At 48.2% G+C, this 20792-nt stretch carries 16 protein-coding genes; 9 read left to right on the top strand and 7 right to left on the bottom strand.

The features are described 5' to 3' along the window. Positions 1–80: 80 nt before the first annotated feature. Positions 81–2696 carry a rifamycin-inactivating phosphotransferase gene (gene rph / locus DZC79_RS15720; RefSeq protein WP_198666913.1) on the bottom strand — a complete coding sequence of 872 codons (2616 nt, stop codon included), beginning with the start codon at positions 2694–2696 and terminating at the stop codon, positions 81–83. Continuing rightward, the gene (locus tag DZC79_RS15715; protein WP_118952563.1) at positions 2693–3160 is read right to left on the bottom strand and encodes a MarR family winged helix-turn-helix transcriptional regulator; all 468 of its coding nucleotides are present in this window, start codon (positions 3158–3160) and stop codon (positions 2693–2695) included. Before DZC79_RS15715 ends, rph begins: the two co-directional genes overlap by 4 nt. Before the next feature lie 175 nt (positions 3161–3335). Between DZC79_RS15715 and DZC79_RS15710 the strand changes: the two genes are divergently transcribed. After that, positions 3336–3977 carry a GNAT family N-acetyltransferase gene (locus DZC79_RS15710; protein ID WP_118952665.1) on the top strand — a complete coding sequence of 214 codons (642 nt, stop codon included), beginning with the start codon at positions 3336–3338 and terminating at the stop codon, positions 3975–3977. A 94-nt stretch (positions 3978–4071) separates the two neighbouring features. On the opposite strand, the gene DZC79_RS15705 is transcribed toward DZC79_RS15710, so the two are convergent. From DZC79_RS15705 to DZC79_RS15695, 3 genes are all read right to left on the bottom strand, one after another. Further along, a complete protein-coding gene (locus DZC79_RS15705) occupies positions 4072–4785 on the bottom strand; it encodes a hypothetical protein (RefSeq protein ID WP_198666912.1) in 714 nt (237 codons plus the stop codon). Positions 4786–5087: 302 nt separating this feature from the next. Beyond that, on the bottom strand, positions 5088–5810 hold the full coding sequence (locus DZC79_RS15700) for a LytR/AlgR family response regulator transcription factor (protein WP_118952562.1): 723 nt from the start codon (positions 5808–5810) through the stop codon (positions 5088–5090). After that, positions 5807–6814: a sensor histidine kinase gene (locus DZC79_RS15695; protein WP_232831850.1), complete on the bottom strand. Its 1008-nt coding sequence runs from the start codon at positions 6812–6814 to the stop codon at positions 5807–5809. Before DZC79_RS15695 ends, DZC79_RS15700 begins: the two co-directional genes overlap by 4 nt. Positions 6815–7088: 274 nt before the next feature. Between DZC79_RS15695 and DZC79_RS15690 the strand changes: the two genes are divergently transcribed. Continuing rightward, a complete protein-coding gene (locus DZC79_RS15690) occupies positions 7089–9428 on the top strand; it encodes a TonB-dependent receptor (RefSeq protein ID WP_232831849.1) in 2340 nt (779 codons plus the stop codon). 11 nt (positions 9429–9439) lie between these two features. Beyond that, positions 9440–10261: a DUF4249 domain-containing protein gene (locus DZC79_RS15685; RefSeq protein WP_118952559.1), complete on the top strand. Its 822-nt coding sequence runs from the start codon at positions 9440–9442 to the stop codon at positions 10259–10261. Between the two features lie 207 nt (positions 10262–10468). Here the strand turns inward: DZC79_RS15685 and DZC79_RS15680 are convergent, their stop codons facing one another. Further along, the gene (locus DZC79_RS15680) at positions 10469–11677 is read right to left on the bottom strand and encodes a retropepsin-like aspartic protease (protein WP_157977193.1); all 1209 of its coding nucleotides are present in this window, start codon (positions 11675–11677) and stop codon (positions 10469–10471) included. 134 nt (positions 11678–11811) lie between these two features. On the opposite strand from DZC79_RS15680, the gene DZC79_RS21320 reads away from it, so the two are divergent. Next, positions 11812–11973 (top strand): hypothetical protein, encoded by a 162-nt coding sequence (locus tag DZC79_RS21320; protein ID WP_157977192.1) that lies wholly within the window; start codon positions 11812–11814, stop codon positions 11971–11973. A 390-nt stretch (positions 11974–12363) separates the two neighbouring features. Beyond that, entirely contained in the window at positions 12364–12900 is a 537-nt protein-coding gene (locus tag DZC79_RS21895; protein ID WP_118952557.1) for an anthrone oxygenase family protein, read from the top strand. 378 nt (positions 12901–13278) lie between these two features. Here the strand turns inward: DZC79_RS21895 and DZC79_RS15670 are convergent, their stop codons facing one another. Beyond that, positions 13279–13794 carry a GNAT family N-acetyltransferase gene (locus tag DZC79_RS15670; RefSeq protein ID WP_118952556.1) on the bottom strand — a complete coding sequence of 172 codons (516 nt, stop codon included), beginning with the start codon at positions 13792–13794 and terminating at the stop codon, positions 13279–13281. Positions 13795–15467: 1673 nt separating this feature from the next. Between DZC79_RS15670 and DZC79_RS15660 the strand changes: the two genes are divergently transcribed. The 4 genes from DZC79_RS15660 (at position 15468) to DZC79_RS15650 (ending at position 20715) form a co-directional block, all read left to right on the top strand. Next, positions 15468–18497 carry a SusC/RagA family TonB-linked outer membrane protein gene (locus tag DZC79_RS15660; protein WP_118952554.1) on the top strand — a complete coding sequence of 1010 codons (3030 nt, stop codon included), beginning with the start codon at positions 15468–15470 and terminating at the stop codon, positions 18495–18497. A gap of 17 nt (positions 18498–18514) precedes the next feature. Beyond that, positions 18515–19972 (top strand): RagB/SusD family nutrient uptake outer membrane protein, encoded by a 1458-nt coding sequence (locus DZC79_RS15655; protein ID WP_118952553.1) that lies wholly within the window; start codon positions 18515–18517, stop codon positions 19970–19972. Positions 19973–19989: 17 nt separating this feature from the next. Continuing rightward, positions 19990–20211, top strand: a complete 222-nt coding sequence (locus tag DZC79_RS21315) for a hypothetical protein (protein ID WP_157977191.1) — start codon at positions 19990–19992, stop codon at positions 20209–20211. A gap of 186 nt (positions 20212–20397) precedes the next feature. Continuing rightward, positions 20398–20715, top strand: a complete 318-nt coding sequence (locus DZC79_RS15650; protein WP_157977190.1) for a hypothetical protein — start codon at positions 20398–20400, stop codon at positions 20713–20715. Positions 20716–20792 lie beyond the last annotated feature (77 nt).

Genomic DNA, 20792 nt, shown 5'->3' with positions numbered 1-20792 from the left:
GCTTGAAAAAAGCACTCCAAAAAGCGCTTCCGCTTCGCTCAGCATATCATTTTCCAGTGCCTGGCGACGTGTATACAGCCCTAGAGGATGACGACATAACCCTCTGTCCCGTTCACCCGGATACGCTGCCCGTCGCGGATCAGGCGGGTCGCCTGCTCCACGCCCACGACAGCGGGCAGTCCGTATTCCCTTGCAATCACAGCGCCATGGGTCATCCGCCCGCCCACTTCAGTGACCAGGCCTTTGATCGAAACGAACAATGGCGTCCAGCTCGGATCGGTAAAGGGTGTCACCAATATATCGCCTTCTTCCAGCACTGCGTCTTCCATGCTGAAAATGACACGCGCCCTGCCCTCGATCACACCGGAGGAGACGGCAAGGCCGGGCAGCGCGCCGGCCGGTAGTGCATCCTGCAGGTAAGCGCCGGTAATGATCTCACCTTCGGAGGTGATCACGCGCGGCGGCGTCAGCTTTTCATTCCGTATGTGCTCTTCCCTGCGCCTGCGTATCACTGCAGGGTCGAAGACCTTCGTCCTTACGGCTTCCTCCAGCTCATCAAAAGACAGATAAAAAATATCTTCTTCCTCTGCGATAAGCCCTGCCTCCACCAGCCTTGCGGCCTCGCGGAGCAAAGCCAGCTTCCAGATGAAGTAATGGCTGATAATACGATATTTCGGATATTCACGGTAACCCGCAAAATTCCGGACCAGGTCGATCATCCGCTTTGTTTCTGCTATTTTGTCCTTCGCATCCGGCAGCAGGGCCAGGCGGCGCAGCAGCTCCTGCTCTTTGCGCAATGCGTCCCGGCGTCCCTGCTCCCATCGCTGCCTGCCCGCGCCGGGAGCAAAGTTCCGGATGTTGTTGAGAAGAGCGGGCAGCAGCAATCGCGGCTTTTCACTCCAGCGCTTCCTGGTGATATCGATCTCGCCGGCACAACGCATCCCGTATTGCTCCAGGTAGGCTTCAAGCGCAGCGCGGGCTTCCGCCCCACCCGCCAGCCCGGGAAGCGCATCCATAAAATTATCGTTCGTCGTCTGCTGCAGGAACGCAACCACCTCCGGGTAAGGGCGGATCACATCGGCGATATCCATCAGCGCCAGGCCCATTTCGGAAGTGATGTTCCCATGCACAGATTGGGAAAGGAGGTCTGCGACATTCTTTTCGCCCAGCCACGCCATCATTTTTTCGTTAAGCCAGGAGAATGCATCCATAACGGCAAGGATGACCGCCATGCTCTGCGATGCCTTCAAAGATTGCTTCAACTGCCGGATATCTTCCCGGATAAAATCAAACAGCTCCGGGCCCGATTGCGCAAGGATATTGCGCTGTGCGGCTTCGATCGCCGCCTGGCTGTCCCGGATCAGGCCGGCGACAATGGCGGGATCATTTTCTATTTTTGTACGGAAGCCCTCCGTCGTAATGACCTTCCGGCGCGGGTCCGGGCCGGAAGCCGGGTCTTCGGTCAAAGGCACAAAATCTGCTCTTGCCGTAATGGTCGTCAGCGCGCTCCGGATCAAGGGGTCGGATTGCCCCAGGGTGTCGATCAGCGTCCTGCGGCCGGCTGGTGAAGACAGCGCCGGGCCGACATCAACGAACAATCGTCCTCCGGCCGGGAACATCGGCGCAGAGGCGGTCAGCTGCCACAGCGACAAGCCCAGCGGCTTCATGGCGTCGGTCATCATCTGCTGATGGCCGACAGAAATATAAATATGATTGCCCTCGCCGGCGTCAGGCACCGGGTATAAAGTGGTGATGGGCCGGCTCTGCACGATGTAGAAAACACCGTTGTACAGGCACCACTCTATATCCTGCGGCTTACTGAAATGCGCTTCGATCTTCCGCCCGATACTTTCCAGCACCAGGAGCTGCGCATCGCTGAGCACCGGTTTCAGCTGCTCCTCCGGCGTCAGCGGTACTTGTTCTGTCCCTCCTCCTTCGGCAGCATAAATAGCCAGCCGTTTTACCGCAATCTTTTTTTCCAGGATGCTCCCTTCGCGCAGCAGGTAGTGATCGGCATTCACCAGGCCGGAGACCAGGGCTTCGCCCAGGCCAAAGCCTGCATCTATAGCCGAGATTTTCCGGTTGCCGGTCATCGGATCTGCTGTAAACAGGACACCCGCGGCCCGGGAAGGGACCATCTGCTGCACGATCACGGCCAGGCTGACTTTACGGTGGTCAAAGCCATTACGGATGCGGTAGGTAACCGCTCTTTCGGAAAACAGCGAGGCCCAGCATTTGCTGATGTGCGCCAGTATCGCAGCTTTCCCCGTAATGTTGAGATAAGTATCCTGCTGCCCGGCAAAAGAGGCGTCGGGCAGGTCTTCCGCCGTTGCGCTGGAGCGTACGGCATAAGCCTCGTCCATACCCGAACGGGAAAGCCATAACCCTATCTCTGCTTCAAGATCGCCTGGTACGGGCGCCGTTTCGATCTGCTGCCGGAGCGCAGCGCTGAGCCTGCCGATCCCGTCGCGGTCTTCTGCCTTCAGCTGCGCCAGCTGTTCCAGCAAGATACCAACCTGCGGCAGGCTCCCGATCACCTGCTCAAATGCTGCAGTGGTGATACAGAAGCCAGCGGGCACCTCAATGCTTTCTATCGCCGACAGCGCAGCCAGGTTGGCGCCCTTACCGCCAAGCAGACGGTCTTCGGCCGGGTACGTGGCTCTGATATCCATGATATAAGCAGTCTTCTTTGTCATTTGCGGGAAGGTTTATCGTTTACCCTGGCTGTAGTATCGCTCATGATCCTGATCGCTTTTTCAAAATAGCTTTCGATCACTTTGAGCTCTTTGTCGGAGAAGGAAGCGACGAGTGCTGCCGATTGTTTCCGGAAGCTCTTGTACAGCGGCTCCAGCAGCGCCATGATCTTTGGGATATCGGGCACGATGATCACTTTACGCCGGTCATCTTCCGACAGCTGCCTTTTTACCAGCTTTTTCTTTTCAAATCTGTCGACCAGGCCGGTAACCGCGCCAGTGGTCAGGCCCGTCAGCCGGGACAGCTCCCCGGCGGTCATCTGACCATCCCGGATCAGGAAGCTCAGGTATTTATGATCTGTTCCTGTAAAGCCAGCCTTCCTGCCGATGGCCTCATGCATCTGTATGGAGGTGTAGGCATATTGCTGAGTCAGCTTCCTGATGCGGGTAGCGAGGTCTTTTTCCATTGCTTATTGAATAAGTATCTTAGACACAAAGATAAATAAATCCAGCGACAATTTTCGCTTTCCCGATCGAGTGATGCTGCCCGAGGAGCAGATCGTATTTTTGCTTCAAACGAAAGAAGCACCGGTTTCCACCGCCGTTTTCTATCTTTGTACCTGTTCGATAAAGGTCGGTTCAATGGAAAATGGCGTTTCTACAGATACCTTAGCAAAGTGGCTCAGGGCCTGGTCATTGTCGCGGGAGCTGCCCCCGCCGGTACAATTTAGATCAGGCTACAAGGTCGATGTCGGGTATGCGCAGCAAAAAGCACGTTATGTATTTGCAACGCTTAATGACGATTTTATCCGGCTTTTAAAAACGATCAATGAGCCCTGGGTGTTCCTGAAAGTTTGCGCAGCTCCCGAAGAGATCGAAGGCCTGCTACCGGGACGATGGGTCATACAGCCGCAGGGATATATGATGTCTTGTGCGGCTCCGATGAATATTCCCGGGCCTATCCTACCCTATGGCTATGAAGCGACCGTCGATCATTATAATGCAACGACGCTGATTAAAATCAGGACTAAAGATGGAGCGCCGGCTGCTACAGGCCGTGTGGTGATTGTGGACGATATTGCCGTTTATGACAGGATTGCAACGGAAGAAGAGCATAAGAGAAAAGGGCTCGCTGCTTTCCTGATGAAAATGCTGGAGCAGGTTGCCCTATCGAAAAATGTTCACTGGAATTTCCTGGTAGCAACGGAACAGGGAAAATTGCTGTATCTATCCCTGGGCTGGGCAGTGTGCAGCTTGTACACGTCGGTCGTTATCCCTGCTTGATAATTATGAGCTGGAAGATAACCGGCTTGCTCCAGGCGATTTATGCCCGCCCCTCAGCGCACGCTTAGGGAGCCTTATATTGCCTTGCAGGAAGCTAAGCTTCGTCTTCCCCGAAATACGCCATAATCAGTTCTCCGATCAGTTCGGCCAGGTCTTCATCGGCACGGTCCATTTTCCAGCCGCTTTTTGCACGCCGTATGATACCCAGGTATTCATCGTTCAATGTGACCTCGGCTTCATAGCATACGCCTTTGGCACATGTAGCCGTAAGCGGTACCGCTTCTCCTTTATAAGCTTCGCTTTCGTATTCAAATTCAAGTGGTATCGGATCGCTTTCCAGCTGCGCAATGATCTCTTTCAGGAACTGAACCAGGTGTTTGCGCTGTGTAGGCGCCTTTACACTCCACTTCTCTTTATCAGCCCTTCGGTGAGCAAGCTTGAATTTAAGCCCGGCCATATCTGTCGAATAATCGTTGGCATTCAGCTTTTCTACGTGTTGATGCGCGAGAATGTACCATTGGTACCCTGTTCCCACCGGCGCACCGGAGTTGGGCGGCGCCTTTCCTTTTCGTCTTTTGGTAACCGTATACGATATTTCCCAGAGATCGGGCGTGATCTTGGTCTCTTTCCAGTCGCCTTTGTCATAGTTCCAATGGTGACTGCGCCCGATCTGCATACCCGTATACTGCTTACCGTTGAATAATTTGTAGCGGTTGTAACCCGCAGCTTTATCACCGGCACGCACTGCTTTTCTGCAGCGCTTGGCAGCAGTTTTGCGCGGCTGGCTTCGTTTGGTTTCTTTTGCCATTATACTTTATAAGTGTTGCGCCGTCCTTGTGGGTTTGAAGGTAAGTTAAGAATGGCTTTACCAAATGGTTTCAAAAACTGTTCCTGGCAGGAACAGGTACAAGCATTTTTACAACCGGCTGAAAGCTATACGGCAACGTTGTACTTCGCCGGAGCACAACCGGCAAGCCTCTGGTCCGAAGATGCGCTTTTTCCCCAATATGTGAAACATCTTTTACAGAAAGCGGGCTTGTTCTTAGTATTTCGTACTATTAGGCTTCACAGGAAACGTTTGTAGCACCCCAAGATGGCTTTCGGATCGGGTTACCGCCCTAAGATCTTTTTGGTTACAAATTCATTGAAAAAGAAATCCCTGTAAATATTCCCGATAGGAATTTCATTGGCGCCAATGTACACTGTGTTATTATCAACAGAGCCGATGTGCTTCACATTAATGATATAAGATTTGCTCACGCGCACAAACATTTCCTTTGGTAATTGGTCGTAAATCGTCTTAATGTTCATCGCTGTAATGACTTTCTGATTTTCGAGGTGCATCACCACGTAATCTTTTAAACCCTGGATGAAAAGGATGTTGCCGAAATACAGTTTGAAGATCCGCCGGTCTGCTTTCACAAAGAAAAAATCGTCTGTAATCTGTTCAATATTATTCTTGGCATAATCAACGGCAAGCAATCTGGAATAGGTAAGCGCTTTTTCAACTGCTTTTTGAAAGCGTTCCGGCTTTACCGGTTTTATCAGGTAGTCTATCGCGTCTACTTCGTAGCTGTCCGTAGCAAATTCCGAATAGGCCGTGGTAAAAATAACGAAGGTCTCCCTGGGAATTGTCCGTGCAAATTCAATACCGTTTATTCCCGGCATTTGTATGTCCAGGAAGATCAAGTCAACGGCATTGCGCTCCATAAAATCAGAAGCTACAGCTGCGTTACTGAATAAGCCCGTCAATTCCAGGTCGGCGGTTTGGTCAACCAACATCTCTATAGCCTCTCTTGCCAGCGGCTCATCGTCTACGATAATACAATTCATAATTTCAGGATTAATGTTGCGCTGTACGTTTCTGTTTCGTCTTCAATGTTCAGGCTATGCGATGCCGGGAACAGCAGCTCCAGCCTTCGCCTGATGTTTGCCAATCCCAAACCGCCGGTATTGCTCTCCGATTTCATAACAGGTTTTGAATTGACGCATTTAAAGAAAAGCTCACCGTTCCTGACATCGAAATACAGGTGTACATAAGACGGCTTTGCTGCATCGTTATTGTGCTTCACCGCATTTTCCACAAACGAGATGAACAGCAAAGGCGGGATCTGCACGCCGCTCAAATTTCCCTCTTTCGAGATCAGGAAATCAAAGCTATCCCTTCTTACCTTTTCCAGGTTTAAAAAATCTTCCAGGAAATGAATGTCCGCGGTCAGCAACACTTTACCTCTTGCACTGTCATAAAGCTGGTAGCGAAGCAGATCGCTCAGCTTCACCAAAACCTGCGAGGCTTTTTCAGGGTCTTTCTTCGTCAGCACATTGGCATTGTTGAGCATATTAAACAAAAAATGCGGATTGATCTGGTTTTTCAGCTGTTCCAGCTCCGCGTAAGTTTTCGACTGCTCCAGCTCGTAGATCAATTGCCTGTCCATCATTCCCTTCTGAAACAGCTTTATGGAAGAAGAAGCTGCCAGCAGCAGTACCGTAAGGAAAGAAAAAAGGGGAATATTCAGCCCATGTTCCTGGTTAAAAGGATTGAAAAAATAACCGCAAACAGCCAGTACAACCAGGATGCCGATCACGGATAAGCAGTATTCTATGTTCTTGTTCCGGAACAAAAACCTTGGCACCAGCACATACATGTTCACATAGAACAGTATAATAAAATATACAAATATTGCTGTCGGGCTGGCAATGACGGAGGTGCTGTTGTACAACACAGCTGCTATAAAAACAATGAACAGAAGATGCCGGAATATCCTTAGATCAGGCGAAACCAGAAAACGAAAAAGCGCGTTCTCACTGATCAGCTGCGGAGGGGTAAAATTATTCATTTCAGGAATTGTATAGAACAAATTTACCATTTAAAGTTGTGAGCCGATCTGGTTTTATACGAAAGTGCACGCTTTTTATACAAAAGCAGGAGTCTTGCAAAGGCGCATAAAACAAGGTTATATCTTGTAGTGCTCCTGCATATTTTGCTATAAAAGATACCGCGTTTGGTATAATTAAAAAAAGATGGTTGTCAGGGAGAATAGTTTTGTATCCGGGTTGAAATTGATAAATCGATTTTTAAAGATGAGATATAAGATAATTTGTGCGCTGTTCATGACGATTTCATTAGGCGCCCATGCGCAGGAAAACGTCACCTTGAGCGGAATCATTACCGCTAAAACAAATACCGAAACTGTCATCGGGGCAAGCATTTTCATTCCTGAAGCAAAAGTGTCAACCGTTACCGATGCCTATGGCTTTTATTCGATCCCACTGCCCAAAGGAACCTATACCATCGTTATCAGCTATGTAGGATTTGAGAATATCGAGGAATCTATCGTCCTGACAGAAAACACCAGGAAAGATTTTTCGATGCTGGAAAAAAGCAAAATGTTGGATGAAGTAGAGATAAAATACAATAGCTCGGCGAGCAACATCCAGAAACCGGAAATGAGTGTGCATAAGCTTTCTATCGCCACTATTAAAAAGATGCCGGCAGTTATGGGCGAAGTGGATATTCTGAAAGCGATCCTGCAGCTTCCGGGCGTTTCTACTGCACAGGAAGGCGCAACGGGCTTTAATGTCAGGGGCGGTTCGGTAGACGGTAACCTGATCATGTTAGACGAAGCCGTTGTGTACAATACTTCGCACCTGTTCGGTTTCTTCTCCGTTTTTAATGCCGACGTGATCAAAGACCTGAAATTGTATAAAGGCGGTATACCTGCTCAGTTTGGTGGACGCACTTCTTCTGTACTGGATATTTATCAAAAAGAAGGGAACAACAAAGAATACCACGTATCGGGTGGCATCGGGGCGATTTCGAGCAGGCTGCTGGCAGAAGGCCCTATTGTAAAAGATAAAGGTTCGTTCGTCGTTGCTGGTCGTGCTTCCTATGCACACCTGTTCCTGAAGCTGGCGAACAACGACAACTCCATTTCCTTCTATGATCTGAACGCTAAGCTGAATTATAAGATCAACGACAACAACAGGATCTACCTGTCGGGATATTTCGGCAAGGATAAAATGGATTTCAGCAATTTTTTCAACAACAATTATTCGAACTCATTCTTTAATCTTCGCTGGAATCATCTTTTCTCCGAGAATTTTTTCTCCAATGCATCGATCATTTACAGTAAGTACAATTATGGCCTGAAGATCAAATTTGTCGGCATCGACTGGGCATCCGACATCCATAATTATAATTTTAAGTACAACTTCAGCCATCATCTGTCTGATAAGCTGTCTTTGAATTATGGTATCAATTTCATCTACTACCAGTTCAACCCCGGCACAATAAAACCTATAGATGCTACATCGCCCATCAATGCCGACCAGATTGAGCAAAAATATGCCTGGGAAAATGCACTGTACATCAGCGCCGATCAAAAGCTTACGGATAAAATATCGTTGAATTACGGGCTGCGATACAGCTATTTCCGGCGGTTGGGAGAACAGAATGTAAATAACTATGCCAATGATCAGGCGGTGGTCTTCAATCCCGAGCTGCAGATTTATGAGGAAGGTAGGCCTACGGGTGTAACGCATTACAATAAAAACAAAAAGATCACTGATTTTGGGAATTTAGAGCCTCGCCTGGCCATTAGTTATGCCATCAATGATGACCAGTCCATTAAGGCGAGCTATAACCGGATGAGCCAGTATATCCATTTAATTTCCAATACTGCTTCTGTCTCTCCGCTTGATATCTGGGCGCCGAGCGACCAATATCTGAAGCCCGAGATCCTTGACCAGTTTGCTTTAGGCTATTTCAGAAATTTCAGCAATGGAAAATATTCCCTGGAAACAGAAGCTTTTTATAAGAAAACCAAAAACAAAGCAGATTACATTGACGGCGCCGAGCTGATTGCCCGCAAAGCTATAGAACAGGTATTGCTGAACGGCGAGGCCAGGGCTTACGGGCTTGAGGTGATGCTGAAGAAAAATACCGGCAAGCTGACCGGCTGGCTTTCTTATACCCTTTCCAAAGCGGAGCAGCGCACACCGGGAAGAAATGCGGCAGAGCCCGGCATTAACAACGGCAATTGGTATCGTGCCAATTACGATAAAACGCATAACCTTTCGCTTACCGCCGCCTACCAGCTGACGAAGAAATGGAGCTTGGGTGCTCTTTTTACCTATCAAACAGGGAAAGCGGCAACCTACCCTATCGGCAAATATCAATACCAGGGCATTACGATCGCGAACTATGGCGCGCGCAATGCTTATTCGCTTCCGGCTTATCATCACCTGGATCTGTCTGCCACTTTCACACCAAAGCCTGACAGCAAAAAAAGATGGAAAAGCGAATGGGTGTTCAGTATTTATAATATTTACAATAGAAGCAACGCTGCTGCGATCATGTTCGAGCAAAACAGGGAAACAGGGTTAAGCGAAGCAAAGAGGATATCGATCTTCGGTATTGTTCCGGGTGTGACCTACAATTTCAAATTTTAATTTCAATAAAAATGAAGGATATACTTAAGTACCTGGCCGTTTCCTGCTGCTTTTTGCTGCTGTCCTGCACAAAGGTAGTGAAGGTGAATGTGGAAACAGCAGAGCCGAAGCTGGTCATTGATGCATCGATCGATTGGGTAAAGGGTACGGCAGGCAACGAGCAGGAGATCAGGCTCTCGACCACAACCGGGTATTACAGTACGGCATTCCCGACCGTCTCAGGTGCGGATATCGTGATCACCAATGCCGCAAATACCATTTTTAATTTTATCGAAAATCTCGGTACGGGCGTATATCTCTGCTCCGATTTCCAGCCGGTTATCGGGGAAACGTATACCTTAAAAGTAGCATTGAACGGTGAGGTGTATACCGCAACCGAAACCTGTATCGGTGTGCCGGATATTGAGGCGGATATTGCACAGGATAATACCGGCGGATTCGGAGGTGATGAGGTAGAGATCACCTACTATTACCAGGATAACGGCAATGAGGAGAATTACTACCTGCACCGCATCCTGTCGCCGGTATCTGTGTTCCCGGATTATAAAGCTGTAGATGACGAGAAAAGCCAGGGCAACCTGATGCAGGAATATTTTTCCGACAAAGATCTGAAGGCCGGAGATCCGATAAACATCAGGCTGTATGGCATCTCCAGGAGATATTATGACTATTTCAGGAAATTGCTGGCAGCATCAGGGGCCGAAGCCGGCCCCTTCCAGACAACGCCGGGTTCGGTGAGAGGGAACATCATCAATCAGACCCATTTCGAAAATTTCGCTTATGGCTATTTCCGGGTATCGGAAGTAGTGGTGAGAGATTACACGATACAATAAGGTGAAAGCCGGTGATTCAGTAACGAAGCCGGACCTATGGTGGACACCATGCTGCTGAGGGACCTATCCGTCGATATTGAAACGGTATTTCTTATCGCTGCCGGAGGAGCGGTAACGATAAGAAATACCCGCGTTGTATCGCGAAGGGGCCGCAAGCTTGACATTGTTGTACCTGCTAAAGGAGCAAACGCCGAAAGCAGGTCAAGCTTACAGCCGGCTAATTTCTACTGTTTTAATCATCCCTGTTTTTACATCTTTTAATTCTACTACTGTTTTGTTTCCATTAATGCCGGTTCCTTTGCTTTCCCCAAGCATTAATTTACAAAAGCTCATGCTGCGATAGTCATTGTCTCCAAACTTCAGCACTTCGTCACCCAGGTTGACCTTGCCCTCTAACGTTTTATCCCAGATAATGCCTACTACCAGCTTGTCGTCTTTCAATGCAGGCTGTATGGCCCATTCTCTTTCGGAAAGTTTTCCGGTATCCATATTTTCATAAGGCTCAAAGTAGAAACGCCTTTGCTGGTAGTCCAGTGTCGTTTTCCCATATTCAAGCAATCCGGCGCCAATGCGGGATTCACCGGCATTAGTTGTCAGCACAAATACATTATTAAACCTGAAATCGTTGACAACGAACTCCGGAATGCTCAATGCAAACTGTTGCTGATCTTCTGCAAATCCGTTTATTCCCCAGTCGAAGCTTCCCTTTCCTGCGGCAATTTTATCTGTCACCTCCGGCCGCCCCTGAAGCCAGCTATAAGTTCCCATTGCCATCTGGAAAAAGCCATCGGCACCACAATCAAATAATATTTCTCCGCCTGTTTTTTCTTTTCCTTTTTTTAAGATTACCACAATGTAGGGATTGCTTTGTAACGGCGATAATTTCATGTCCTGGTAAGGTGTCCTTTTCAGATCAAGGTTCCTGGGATTGTCGGTGATGATCATCTGGCTGTTTTTATCATCAAACTGTACAATAGAATTTCTAAGCATATTGCTGCCTATGACCCCATCGATACCAAAGCAATCAAAAGCTTTGGCTGCGGCTTCCGACAATACTATTCCCCTTGTATTGACAAAGCTAAGGTTGCCCATTTCCAATTTGGGAAGGGAGATAGTGATCATGCTGTCCTTTGTCCCGGACTGGTCTGTAACTTCACCCATACTAAGGGGGTGCAGGTCCAGCTCTTTATATAATTTATTGGAGACAGCAAAGGGCGCGCCTGTATCCAAAAGGAAACGGTATGCTTTTCCGTTTATCGTAACGCCAACGATTAATTTTTCTTTGGTCTTCTGGTAGGGGATCTTCTGCAGATAGTGCTTTTGCTCAATGTCGCCCTGGTTTAAAGTAACAGGGCTCTGCGCAAACGTCGCCAGGGAAAGAAAAGGTAGATAAAGAAAGTAAAGGAGTTTGTTCATTTTTTTCGTTTTTAAGACGATATACACGTTATGACTAAGGCAAAAAGTAATATCAGCAAGAGAAAAGTAGCAACACCTGCCGGCATTGGGACATTCCTACAGATGTTCTTTAATGTCTATCCAACACGGCTGCCTTGGAAGCATCAGCAAGTACGAACCTGGTTTTAGATAAGCTGGAGCTATCGGAGAAGAAAGACTACTTTTTACCGGGCATGGTTGGACCTGAAGGACAAAAGTTGCTGTTTCAAAAGACTGATCCGGATAAAATCAATGAAAACCACGAGAAAGATGGATAATCCGAAAGGGGTATCCGGTGAAGAAGGCCACATTAAGTAGCTTGTATCCGCCATGTGGCGCCTGAAGGGCCTCCGATTCATAGCGTTGATTTTTTATCTGCCGTTGGATCCGGGATATTAAATGCGAACCTGGCGGCGAGATCAGCGGCGGTATATCAAGACTGGTAAATGCATATCTAATTTGCCAATTTGCTCAAGCCTTTCGTAAATTTGGGGACCATGACTTTTGACAATTTCCCGGATAACCCGACAGGCAACGCTAATGAAATAGACATGTTCTGTTGGTGTACATTATTTATCCGATACCAGCTTTATCCTTCAACATAACTAAGCCTGCAAGCAAAGCAAGCTCCTTAAATAAGTTTGTAAGTTGTATCCCTAACTTGCTTTATGATGAAAAGTATACCTAATGCTACGGTATTATTTGCAACAGGATTGCTTGCAGGAACATTCTTCTACGCAAAGTTCAATGTATTACCGACTTTCAGGGAAGTTCCGAGAGAGATCCATCTCAGCTTTCGGGTGGCGTTGATGAGACATAATGGTGTTATCGTACAGTCGTTAATGGCTATAGCCATTATCTCATCCATCTGGTTTACCTGGACAGTAAAACGGCAAAGGAGCGCCTGCATTTTTGCAGGTGTCGCCATATTACTAACAATAGCTACTTTTTTAATTACCCGATTGGGAAATGTGCCCATTAATACACAGATAAAATCGTGGATATTGACGATGCCTCCGGCAAACTGGAACGCCATTTTAGAAAGGTGGGATTTCTTTCATACCTGCAGAACCATTACGGCAATAGGGAGCTTTGCCGCTGTACTGATGGCTACTTTTCCGAAAAGCGACAGCCGGCCATCCCGACATAGGAAGCCAACTCCTGTTCCGTCCCGGAGCTTATCGGGCATTGCCCACCGAAGGTAAATATCCACAATAGCATTGTGGGCGTTTCGTAAGGATACGTTAAGTACTGTAAAGCGTCGGAAGATGTTTGAACAATTGCGAGTTACCCGGCTAAAAAAGAAAGATGCCTGATAACCAGGAGTCTGATCTCTCTCGTGATTCTGCTGGGGATTTACAATATTTTCCGGCATAGCAGGACGATCTTAATGTGTGGGAGCGTGGCTAAAGCAATACTTTAACATGAGTAAAGTAAAGATTTATTCAACGCAATCCTTCTTGCCGGAAATCGGGAGCTGCAGCAAAAAGCTCAGGATTGTCTGCAACTAAAACTCTTCTACGGTGGTAAAAAAGGCCGCCTCTGTGAATGAGGCGGCCTCTTCTACTTACATCTGGTTAAGATCAACTGGTGACGTTGAAACTATCATCATATGCCACAGTCCCCTCCGGTATCTTTCCTGTAAATGATTGTACCTGGAAATACTCGGCAGGAGCATGCAGATACTGCAAACGGGCATCGCTCCTGAATCCGAAGCGGCCATAATAGGAAGGCTCGCCCAGCACCACACAGCCGTCAGCACGAAGCTCGCCCAATACGTCAATGGCGGCCCTGATAAGAGCGGAACCCACGCCGGCCCCCTGTTTGGAAGGGATCACAGATACAGGCCCCAGTCCAAACCAGCCTTCGCTTCCTGAAGAAATGGTTACAGGCGATATAGCAATATGCCCTATCAATACTCCCTCTTCCTCCGCTACCAGGGAAACGGTCAGCTGACTATTTGCACGCAGGGCTTTTATAATGAACGTTTCCGTTCCACTGCTATATGCTGCGGAGGCAAACGCAGCCTTTGTTACCTGATCGATAGCCTCGATATCAGAAGGTTCTTCCCTCCTGATCGTATAATTGTATTTGTGCATTACGGATAGAAATTAAATAAAAATAAAGGATACTCCTTCTGCTGGAGACGCAGAAGCTGCGAATAAAATGATCAATTGAAGATGTAATTACCTTGACGGTAAATTACTGTAATACAATATCCTTCATACACTCAAATTAAAGAGAAGTGGAATTCCGCCCGAAGATAAAGAAAACTGTGATAAGCCTTCACAGCAGGCAGACAGTTTTATTGAAAAGAAAATATAGCAAAAGAGAACCTGCTGGTTGACAAGATCAGGAATTCCTGGAGCAGGTCCCTGGCCGTTGCTCGTTCCCGACCATGAAGGCGCTGGTGAAAAATGGAAATGCCATTCAATCATCCAGGTCAAGGGAAAAAGTTAGGGAATGCAATTTAAGAATGTCCTGATAAAATCCGGTACATCAACTCAATATCCAGAGGATTGAACGCCTCAACTTAGGGGTGAGCTTGTACCGCACCTGCACGACTAAAACCGGTCGGGACGTGCAACGGCCTGAACGGCGGCTGGATACGTGTTTTTCTTAGCAGCCTGGTTTTGCTCCTACGGTGCAAGTTTATGATTGTTCATATTGGCTACAAACATTCGGCTCCTACGGAGCCCTATAGCACGGATAGCTATAGAATCATGCAAACCTGTCTATCGTATGGACCAGGAAGGCCTTGCATTCAATGCATAAAAAAGCGGCCTGAAGCCGCTTTTGTGATTCCGCTGGAATTAAGTACAAACATGCTAAAAGCGTTTGCCACAGCGGATTCTATGACATTCCAAAAACTAGGTAACCGCAAAAGGTAACCGATTCCATTTGGATTTATTTGAAAGAATTGAAAGAGCTAAAGCATTTTGCTCAAATTGTCGGGGCAATTCAAACCGTTGCAAGTTTAATCAAATATACTCGAAAAAGGTGACCATTGGCGCTACAACTTTATTTGCCTTCTTCCTGGCATTGAAGTCCAGCAGCGAAACAGGAAGGATAATCGTGAATAGGATCCGGGCATTTTGACGACTAAAGCCGGCACCGGGAGGTGCCGCTATCGGGATATTGCAAATGAACGATAATCTCTGGTGTGAATCCAGAAGTCGGTGCTACGGTAAGGCCTTGAACATGCTGAGATGTCATACCCGTATCAATTTCCCTTAAATGGCATGTACCGGCTTGTCCGGGGAATGTCCGGCTTTATCCTATATCTCCCGGTACTTTTTAGTTCGATTTTCCTTGATTGATCTTGTGGTGATCCATGCTGAGCTATCCTGGACCTGCTCTGCGATTTACCCATTTTTACTTACAGTTGCTTTACGCTATCCCTGCCCAACAGCTTTACCGCTGCCTTCTTTTCGGTCAGCAGATAAGGAGGGACATACTATGCAATGCTGTTGATCTCTATCATTTACAATTAAAATGCTCATGCAATAGTTAAGAAATAGTGTTTTTATGTCTTAGGGTAAAGGCTCGTTGGTTACCCGGCTGTCACAGCAGGCATTTTTTGCGGAATAAGGTATCGGTAGCATGGACGAAGGAACGCTTTTGTCTTGCGGTTGCTAAAGCAGGCGATGCACTCCGGAGTCAGCTGAAAAATTGCGATTCAATGCCCGGTAGGTTTGCTTTGCTCATGCTGTAAATAGGCCACAATACTATGTCGCAAGGCTATTTCTTTTTTTACTAAATTTTTATAGAGATGAAAAAGATCGTACTCACGTGTGCTATGCTCTTATCGTTGGGGCTGCATCACGTAATGGCGCAAAGCAGGCTGGTCAGGGGCCGGGTTTTAGACGATAAAGGAGAAGGGGTACCTGGCGCGAGCATTCATGTCAAGGGATCAACAGCAGGAACCATTACCGATGCTGATGGCAATTTTACCCTCGACGTACCGAATGAAAATAGTTTCCTGCTGATCCAATCCGTAGGGTTCGGCGATAAGGAGATCGAGGCCAGGGATGGCGCGCAGGCGCTGGCTATCCGGATCAGCTCATCATCACACAGCCTGGATGAAGCTGTGGTTGTTGGCTATGGTTCGGAAACACGTAAAACGCTGATCGGCGGGAGCTCGGTAATTAAAGAGAAAGCTTTTAAGGATGTACCCATGGGCAATTTTACCAATATGCTCCAGGGGAAAGCACCCGGGGTGATGATCACGGGTCAGAATGGCGCCCCCGGTGCGCCGGCCTTTATCCGGATCAGGGGTGTGGGCTCGATTAATGCGGGCCAGGGTCCGCTGATCGTTATTGATGGGGTGCCTTCTACTTCAGAAGCCTATACGGCGCTAAGCCCGAACGATATTGCCGATGTTACCGTACTGAAAGATGCTTCCACCAACTCGATCTACGGATCCAGGGGCAGCAATGGGGTCATTGTCGTTACCACCCGGAAGGGAGGACGCAAGGGCAGCCCACCACAAATTACCTACGGCTTCCAATATGGCTTTAAAAGCAAGACGCCCGATAAATTCAAAATGATGTCTTTCTCGGAAAAGCTGCAATATGAAAGGGACCTGGGTTACACGAATAAGTACCTGAAACCGCTATTGGCGAAAGACAGCCTGAGCAGCATCACAGAGGCCCCTGATCCCAATGTGTACTGGAACCAGCTAAGGCCTTATGAAACAGATTGGCAGAAAGAGATCCTGCGTACCGGCCGATTGTCACAACACGACATTGCCATTAACGGCGCTACAGATAAGTTTGACTACTATTTTTCCCTGCAAAGCTATAATGAGGACGGCATCAGCCTTGCTTCGAACTTTGTACGCAGGGCCGGCATGCTGAATGTGGATTACCGGGCTAACGATTGGCTGAAGATCGGCCAGAGCATCCGGGTAACAAACTCCAGCTCCAAAGACACGAGAGAAACCAATAACGTTCAGAATCCTTTCCGTGCCATATATCAATATAACCCTTACGAAGCCGTTTATGATTTCGGTACAAGTAGCGTAAATGGGTACAACCGCACGCAGCAACCTCTTAATATTGTCGAGGCGCTCCGGACAAACCCTGCCTTCAGCAATACTCTGTATGGCGCATCCACTACCTACCTGGAGCTGACGCCGGTTAAGGACATTACGCTGAGAAGCCAGCTAGGCCTTCAATATGTAACGTCGAATGGGGAAAGCATTACTCGTCCCGGGTCCATGCTTGATATGGTTTTGAACGGGACACCCACCGGTAGCAAAACGGATGATGGCTACTACCGGTTTAACTATGTATGGACGAATACGGTTCAATATAAAAAAACTTTCGCAGCGATGCATAACCTAAAGCTGCTGGCCGGTACGGAGTTTACCAAAGAGCAATTCAAGAGCTATAGTCTAAGCTCAAAAGGTTATCCGTATAATACCGGTTTGACAACACAAAACAATGGTTCGAGCCCTGAGGCTACGACTACGGCCAGGGAAAGCTGGACTTTGTTTTCTTTATTTGGACGGGCGGAGTATAGCTATGCTGGCAAGTACCTGGCCAACTTTTCAGTGCGCAGAGATGGCTCTTCCCGTTTTGGAAAGGATAACCGCTATGGTACCTTCATCGCAGGAGGGCTGGCCTGGAACCTTACCGAGGAAACTTTCCTGAAAAGTGTAAGCAGTATTACTTCGATGAAGCTTTGGGCCTCGCTCGGAACCTCGGGCAATAACCAGATCGGAAACTACGATGCCCTGGCCTTATACAAGTCCGGTGGCTATGGAGGGCAAACGTCTTTTTACCCGGGCAATATCGGCAACACCGGATTGACCTGGGAGAAAAATACTAACTACAGCTTCGGCCTGGACTTTGGATTTTTTCAGAACAGGATAAGCGGTACGATCGATTATTACAACAGGTATACTTATGCATTGCTGCTGGACAGGCCTATCTCCCCGACTACCGGCTATACAGCACAAATGGACAATGTCGGCAGTATGCGCAACTCGGGTATGGAGCTGAGCCTTAATCTAGATGTGCTTCGTAAAAGAGATTTCCTTTGGTCGATAGGCGGAAACATAACGCTGAACAAAAACAGGATCGTTAAGCTGGCAGACGGGGAAGCCATACGCAATACCGGAACAGCAAATACCTACTATGTTGTTGGCAAACCTATTGATGTGTATTACCTGCAGCAATATGCCGGTGTAGACCCTGTGAATGGCGATGAGTTGTGGTATAAAAAAGATGGTACTACGACCAATAATTATAATGAAGCCGACCTGTTCTACCTGGACAAGACACCAGACCCCAGCTTTTTCGGAGGCTTTTACACCAATCTATCCTATAAAGGTATCCAGCTGGGCATCGATTGCGCTTATGCGGGCGGTAACTATATCTATAACCAGATGTGGGCTAATGCCAATACGCCAAAGAATGTAACGACGAGTAATATGGCTATGGCTGCGCTGGATTACTGGAGGCCTGACAACACCGGCGCCAGCAACCCGCGAGCCGACTATAATCAACCTGCTTATAACAGCGATCGCTGGTTACAGAAAGGCAATTTTATCCGTTTAAGAAATGTAACCTTGTCCTATAACCTACCGGTATCCTTGATCAGCAGGGTAAAGATGCAGGCGCTGCGCGTATATGTCCAGGGACAGAACCTCTGGTATTCCGCTCCTGGCTTTAAAGGGGACCCGGAAGTGGGTACTGGCGCCCAGGAGGGCGGCTTCTTACGTTCGGGGGCTATTGCACTCTATAGTTATCCGCAATCCAAGGTGATCACTTTCGGCTTAAACGTTACCTTTTAACCTCAAGATTTAGAAAAATGAGAAAGATAAAGATCATCATTCCGCTGTGTCTTATGCTTGCAGGTATGGTTGCCTGTAGAAAAGACCTGGTACAGGACCCGACCAATGCAGTCCCGGTGGAACAGGCATTCAGCACCGTCAACGATTTTGAAATGGCGGCCCTCGGCGTCTATTTTGAGATGGTGCATAGCAGTGAGTATCTCGGCGCACAGGACGACCCTATTGCCTGGATGCTGACACCGGACCTGCTTGCAGACAATCTTATTTCCCAGCAGACCGGCCGCGGTTCACAAAGGACTTTCGGCAACTGGCAGTATAGCGCATCGAATACTTCCGGCATGTTCGCCGATGCGTATTCGATTATAAGGGCCGCTAATGGCATCCTGGAACATATCGACAACCTGGGCCAGGCGCCTGAGCGTGCCAATTACGAGGGTGAAGCGCTGGCCGCAAGGGCAATGGTTCATTTCGATCTGCTGCGTGTCTACGCGAAGCCGGTTAGTGGTCCCCGGGCCGATCCGGGGGCGCCCGGAGTTCCCTATGTAATGACAACCGACCTGAAAGATGCTCCGGACAGAGGGACAGTAAAGGGAACCTATGATAACATTGTAGCAGATCTGATCAAGGCTGCTGAATTGATCAACGAAAAGAATGGCGTAGGCCGCCTGAATAAGGCCGCAGTTTATGGCTTGTTGTCCCGGGTTTATTTATACGGCGGCGCATGGCAGCAATGTATTGACGCCGCTACGGCATGCCTGGCGGTGAGTGCCGACCCGGGTTCCCGGACGGTATTTCCAGACATCTGGAAAGATGCTACGGAAGCAGGAGTGATCTTCAAAATAAAGATAATGTCCCAGGACAGGCTCGGCGGTCAGCCGATCCTTATCGGAAATGGATATAGCCAGTCGAGCGGTAATGAGATCGTATCAGAATGGGTGGTATCGCATTCCCTGGCATTGCTGTATGACACCACAGATATCCGTACTGCGGCCTACCTGCTCAAAACAAAATACAGCGGCGCCGACTATATTGCTGTGGCCAAATATAGGGGAAGAGGGGGCGGCGAAGCTGCTAATCTTGTAGATGTCAAATACCTGAGAGTGGCAGAGGTGCTCCTGAATCGTGCAGAAGCTTATGCCATAACAGGGAACGAGGCATCGGCGCTCGGGGACCTGGATGCCCTGCGCAGCAACAGGTATGCAGGCTTCTCGGCCGGAACGGAAACAGGGCAGGCATTAAAGGATGCGATTGATAAAGAGCGCCGGCTGGAGCTTGCTTTTGAGGGCGACCGCTGGTTTACCCTGAAAAGAAAAGGTCTGCCGGTTGCCAGAGATGCGTTTGGGGATTTTGCTGATGGTACGGGTACGCCCTACTTCGTACGGGACCTGCCCGCCGGTGATAATCGCTGGCTGATCCCTATTCCGCTGGAATACATCAACGCCAATCCCAATTTAGTCCAGAATCCAGGTTATTGATCCTAAAAAAATACGTTATGAAAAACAAATGGGTTATTTGCTGCCTGTGTGCTATAGGCATATTGATCTCGCCCTCCTGCAAAAAAAATTACACCTGCACCTGCGAGGTGAATGATCAGAAATATATTTATGACTACAGCAGCCAGTTGAAAAGCGAGGCTGAAGGCGCCTGTAACGCACAAGATGCGGCGGCAAAAAGGGCCGACACCGAAGGACAATGCCGGCTCACCAAAGATTAGAGGCTATCCTGCAGGAGTAGCAGATGGCATCGGGGTAATGGCAAAGGTGTTGCGCTGCTCGGGTTAGAGAGAAGTATGTTTCAGCGCGTTGAATTCAGGATTATGAGCGTAAAGACAAAAATAAAGGCAACAGCCGCACAGTTGTTTGCTTTCAGTCAGGTGAAAGCACTTTTTCTAAAGCATGGCATGGAACTTATTGTCCGTGTGGATCAATGGGAAAGCTTTTATATGGAATACCCGGACCGGGGTTTATCCAACCGGGAGGCCGGTACCCTGTTCGGGGCTGTTCAGATTATGCATGAGCGGGTATCGGTTTATCTCCCGGAGCTAATGTACCGCAGGGAAGCAATACTCTTGGAACACCATGAGAAGCTTTCGTGCCACATGAATGCAAAAGGTGTGCTCGACATTTATACCATCGACCATAAATTCTTAATGAATCTTGAAGTGTTGATCCGGCATTTATCCTGCCCGGTATTTCCTGACAGCTGCAACCCGGCGTGATGATGTCTTAACGCTATGCTGAAGGCTTCTTCAAAGCCGGAAGCGGTAAATCAACTGCTCTCTGAATCCTATCTCTT

It is taken from the genome of Taibaiella helva, from assembly GCF_003545695.1.
In the GTDB taxonomy this organism is placed as follows: Bacteria; Bacteroidota; Bacteroidia; order Chitinophagales; family Chitinophagaceae; genus Taibaiella; species Taibaiella helva.
Note: the sequence above shows the minus strand (reverse complement) of the source record. Positions and strands in the feature narration are given on the sequence as shown.

Coding starts and splice junctions, on each gene's coding strand:
- DZC79_RS15650 (WP_157977190.1), top strand. CDS start 20,398: ATGGAACTTATTGTCCGTGTGGATCAATGGGAAAGCTTTTATATGGAA.
- DZC79_RS15685 (WP_118952559.1), top strand. CDS start 9,440: ATGAAGGATATACTTAAGTACCTGGCCGTTTCCTGCTGCTTTTTGCTG.
- DZC79_RS15700 (WP_118952562.1), bottom strand. CDS start 5,810: ATGAATTGTATTATCGTAGACGATGAGCCGCTGGCAAGAGAGGCTATA.
- DZC79_RS15715 (WP_118952563.1), bottom strand. CDS start 3,160: ATGGAAAAAGACCTCGCTACCCGCATCAGGAAGCTGACTCAGCAATAT.
- DZC79_RS21315 (WP_157977191.1), top strand. CDS start 19,990: ATGAAAAACAAATGGGTTATTTGCTGCCTGTGTGCTATAGGCATATTG.
- DZC79_RS15660 (WP_118952554.1), top strand. CDS start 15,468: ATGAAAAAGATCGTACTCACGTGTGCTATGCTCTTATCGTTGGGGCTG.
- DZC79_RS15690 (WP_232831849.1), top strand. CDS start 7,089: ATGACGATTTCATTAGGCGCCCATGCGCAGGAAAACGTCACCTTGAGC.
- rph (WP_198666913.1), bottom strand. CDS start 2,696: ATGACAAAGAAGACTGCTTATATCATGGATATCAGAGCCACGTACCCG.
- DZC79_RS15695 (WP_232831850.1), bottom strand. CDS start 6,814: ATGAATAATTTTACCCCTCCGCAGCTGATCAGTGAGAACGCGCTTTTT.
- DZC79_RS15670 (WP_118952556.1), bottom strand. CDS start 13,794: ATGCACAAATACAATTATACGATCAGGAGGGAAGAACCTTCTGATATC.
- DZC79_RS15710 (WP_118952665.1), top strand. CDS start 3,336: ATGGAAAATGGCGTTTCTACAGATACCTTAGCAAAGTGGCTCAGGGCC.
- DZC79_RS15705 (WP_198666912.1), bottom strand. CDS start 4,785: ATGGCAAAAGAAACCAAACGAAGCCAGCCGCGCAAAACTGCTGCCAAG.
- DZC79_RS15655 (WP_118952553.1), top strand. CDS start 18,515: ATGAGAAAGATAAAGATCATCATTCCGCTGTGTCTTATGCTTGCAGGT.
- DZC79_RS21895 (WP_118952557.1), top strand. CDS start 12,364: ATGATGAAAAGTATACCTAATGCTACGGTATTATTTGCAACAGGATTG.
- DZC79_RS15680 (WP_157977193.1), bottom strand. CDS start 11,677: ATGAACAAACTCCTTTACTTTCTTTATCTACCTTTTCTTTCCCTGGCG.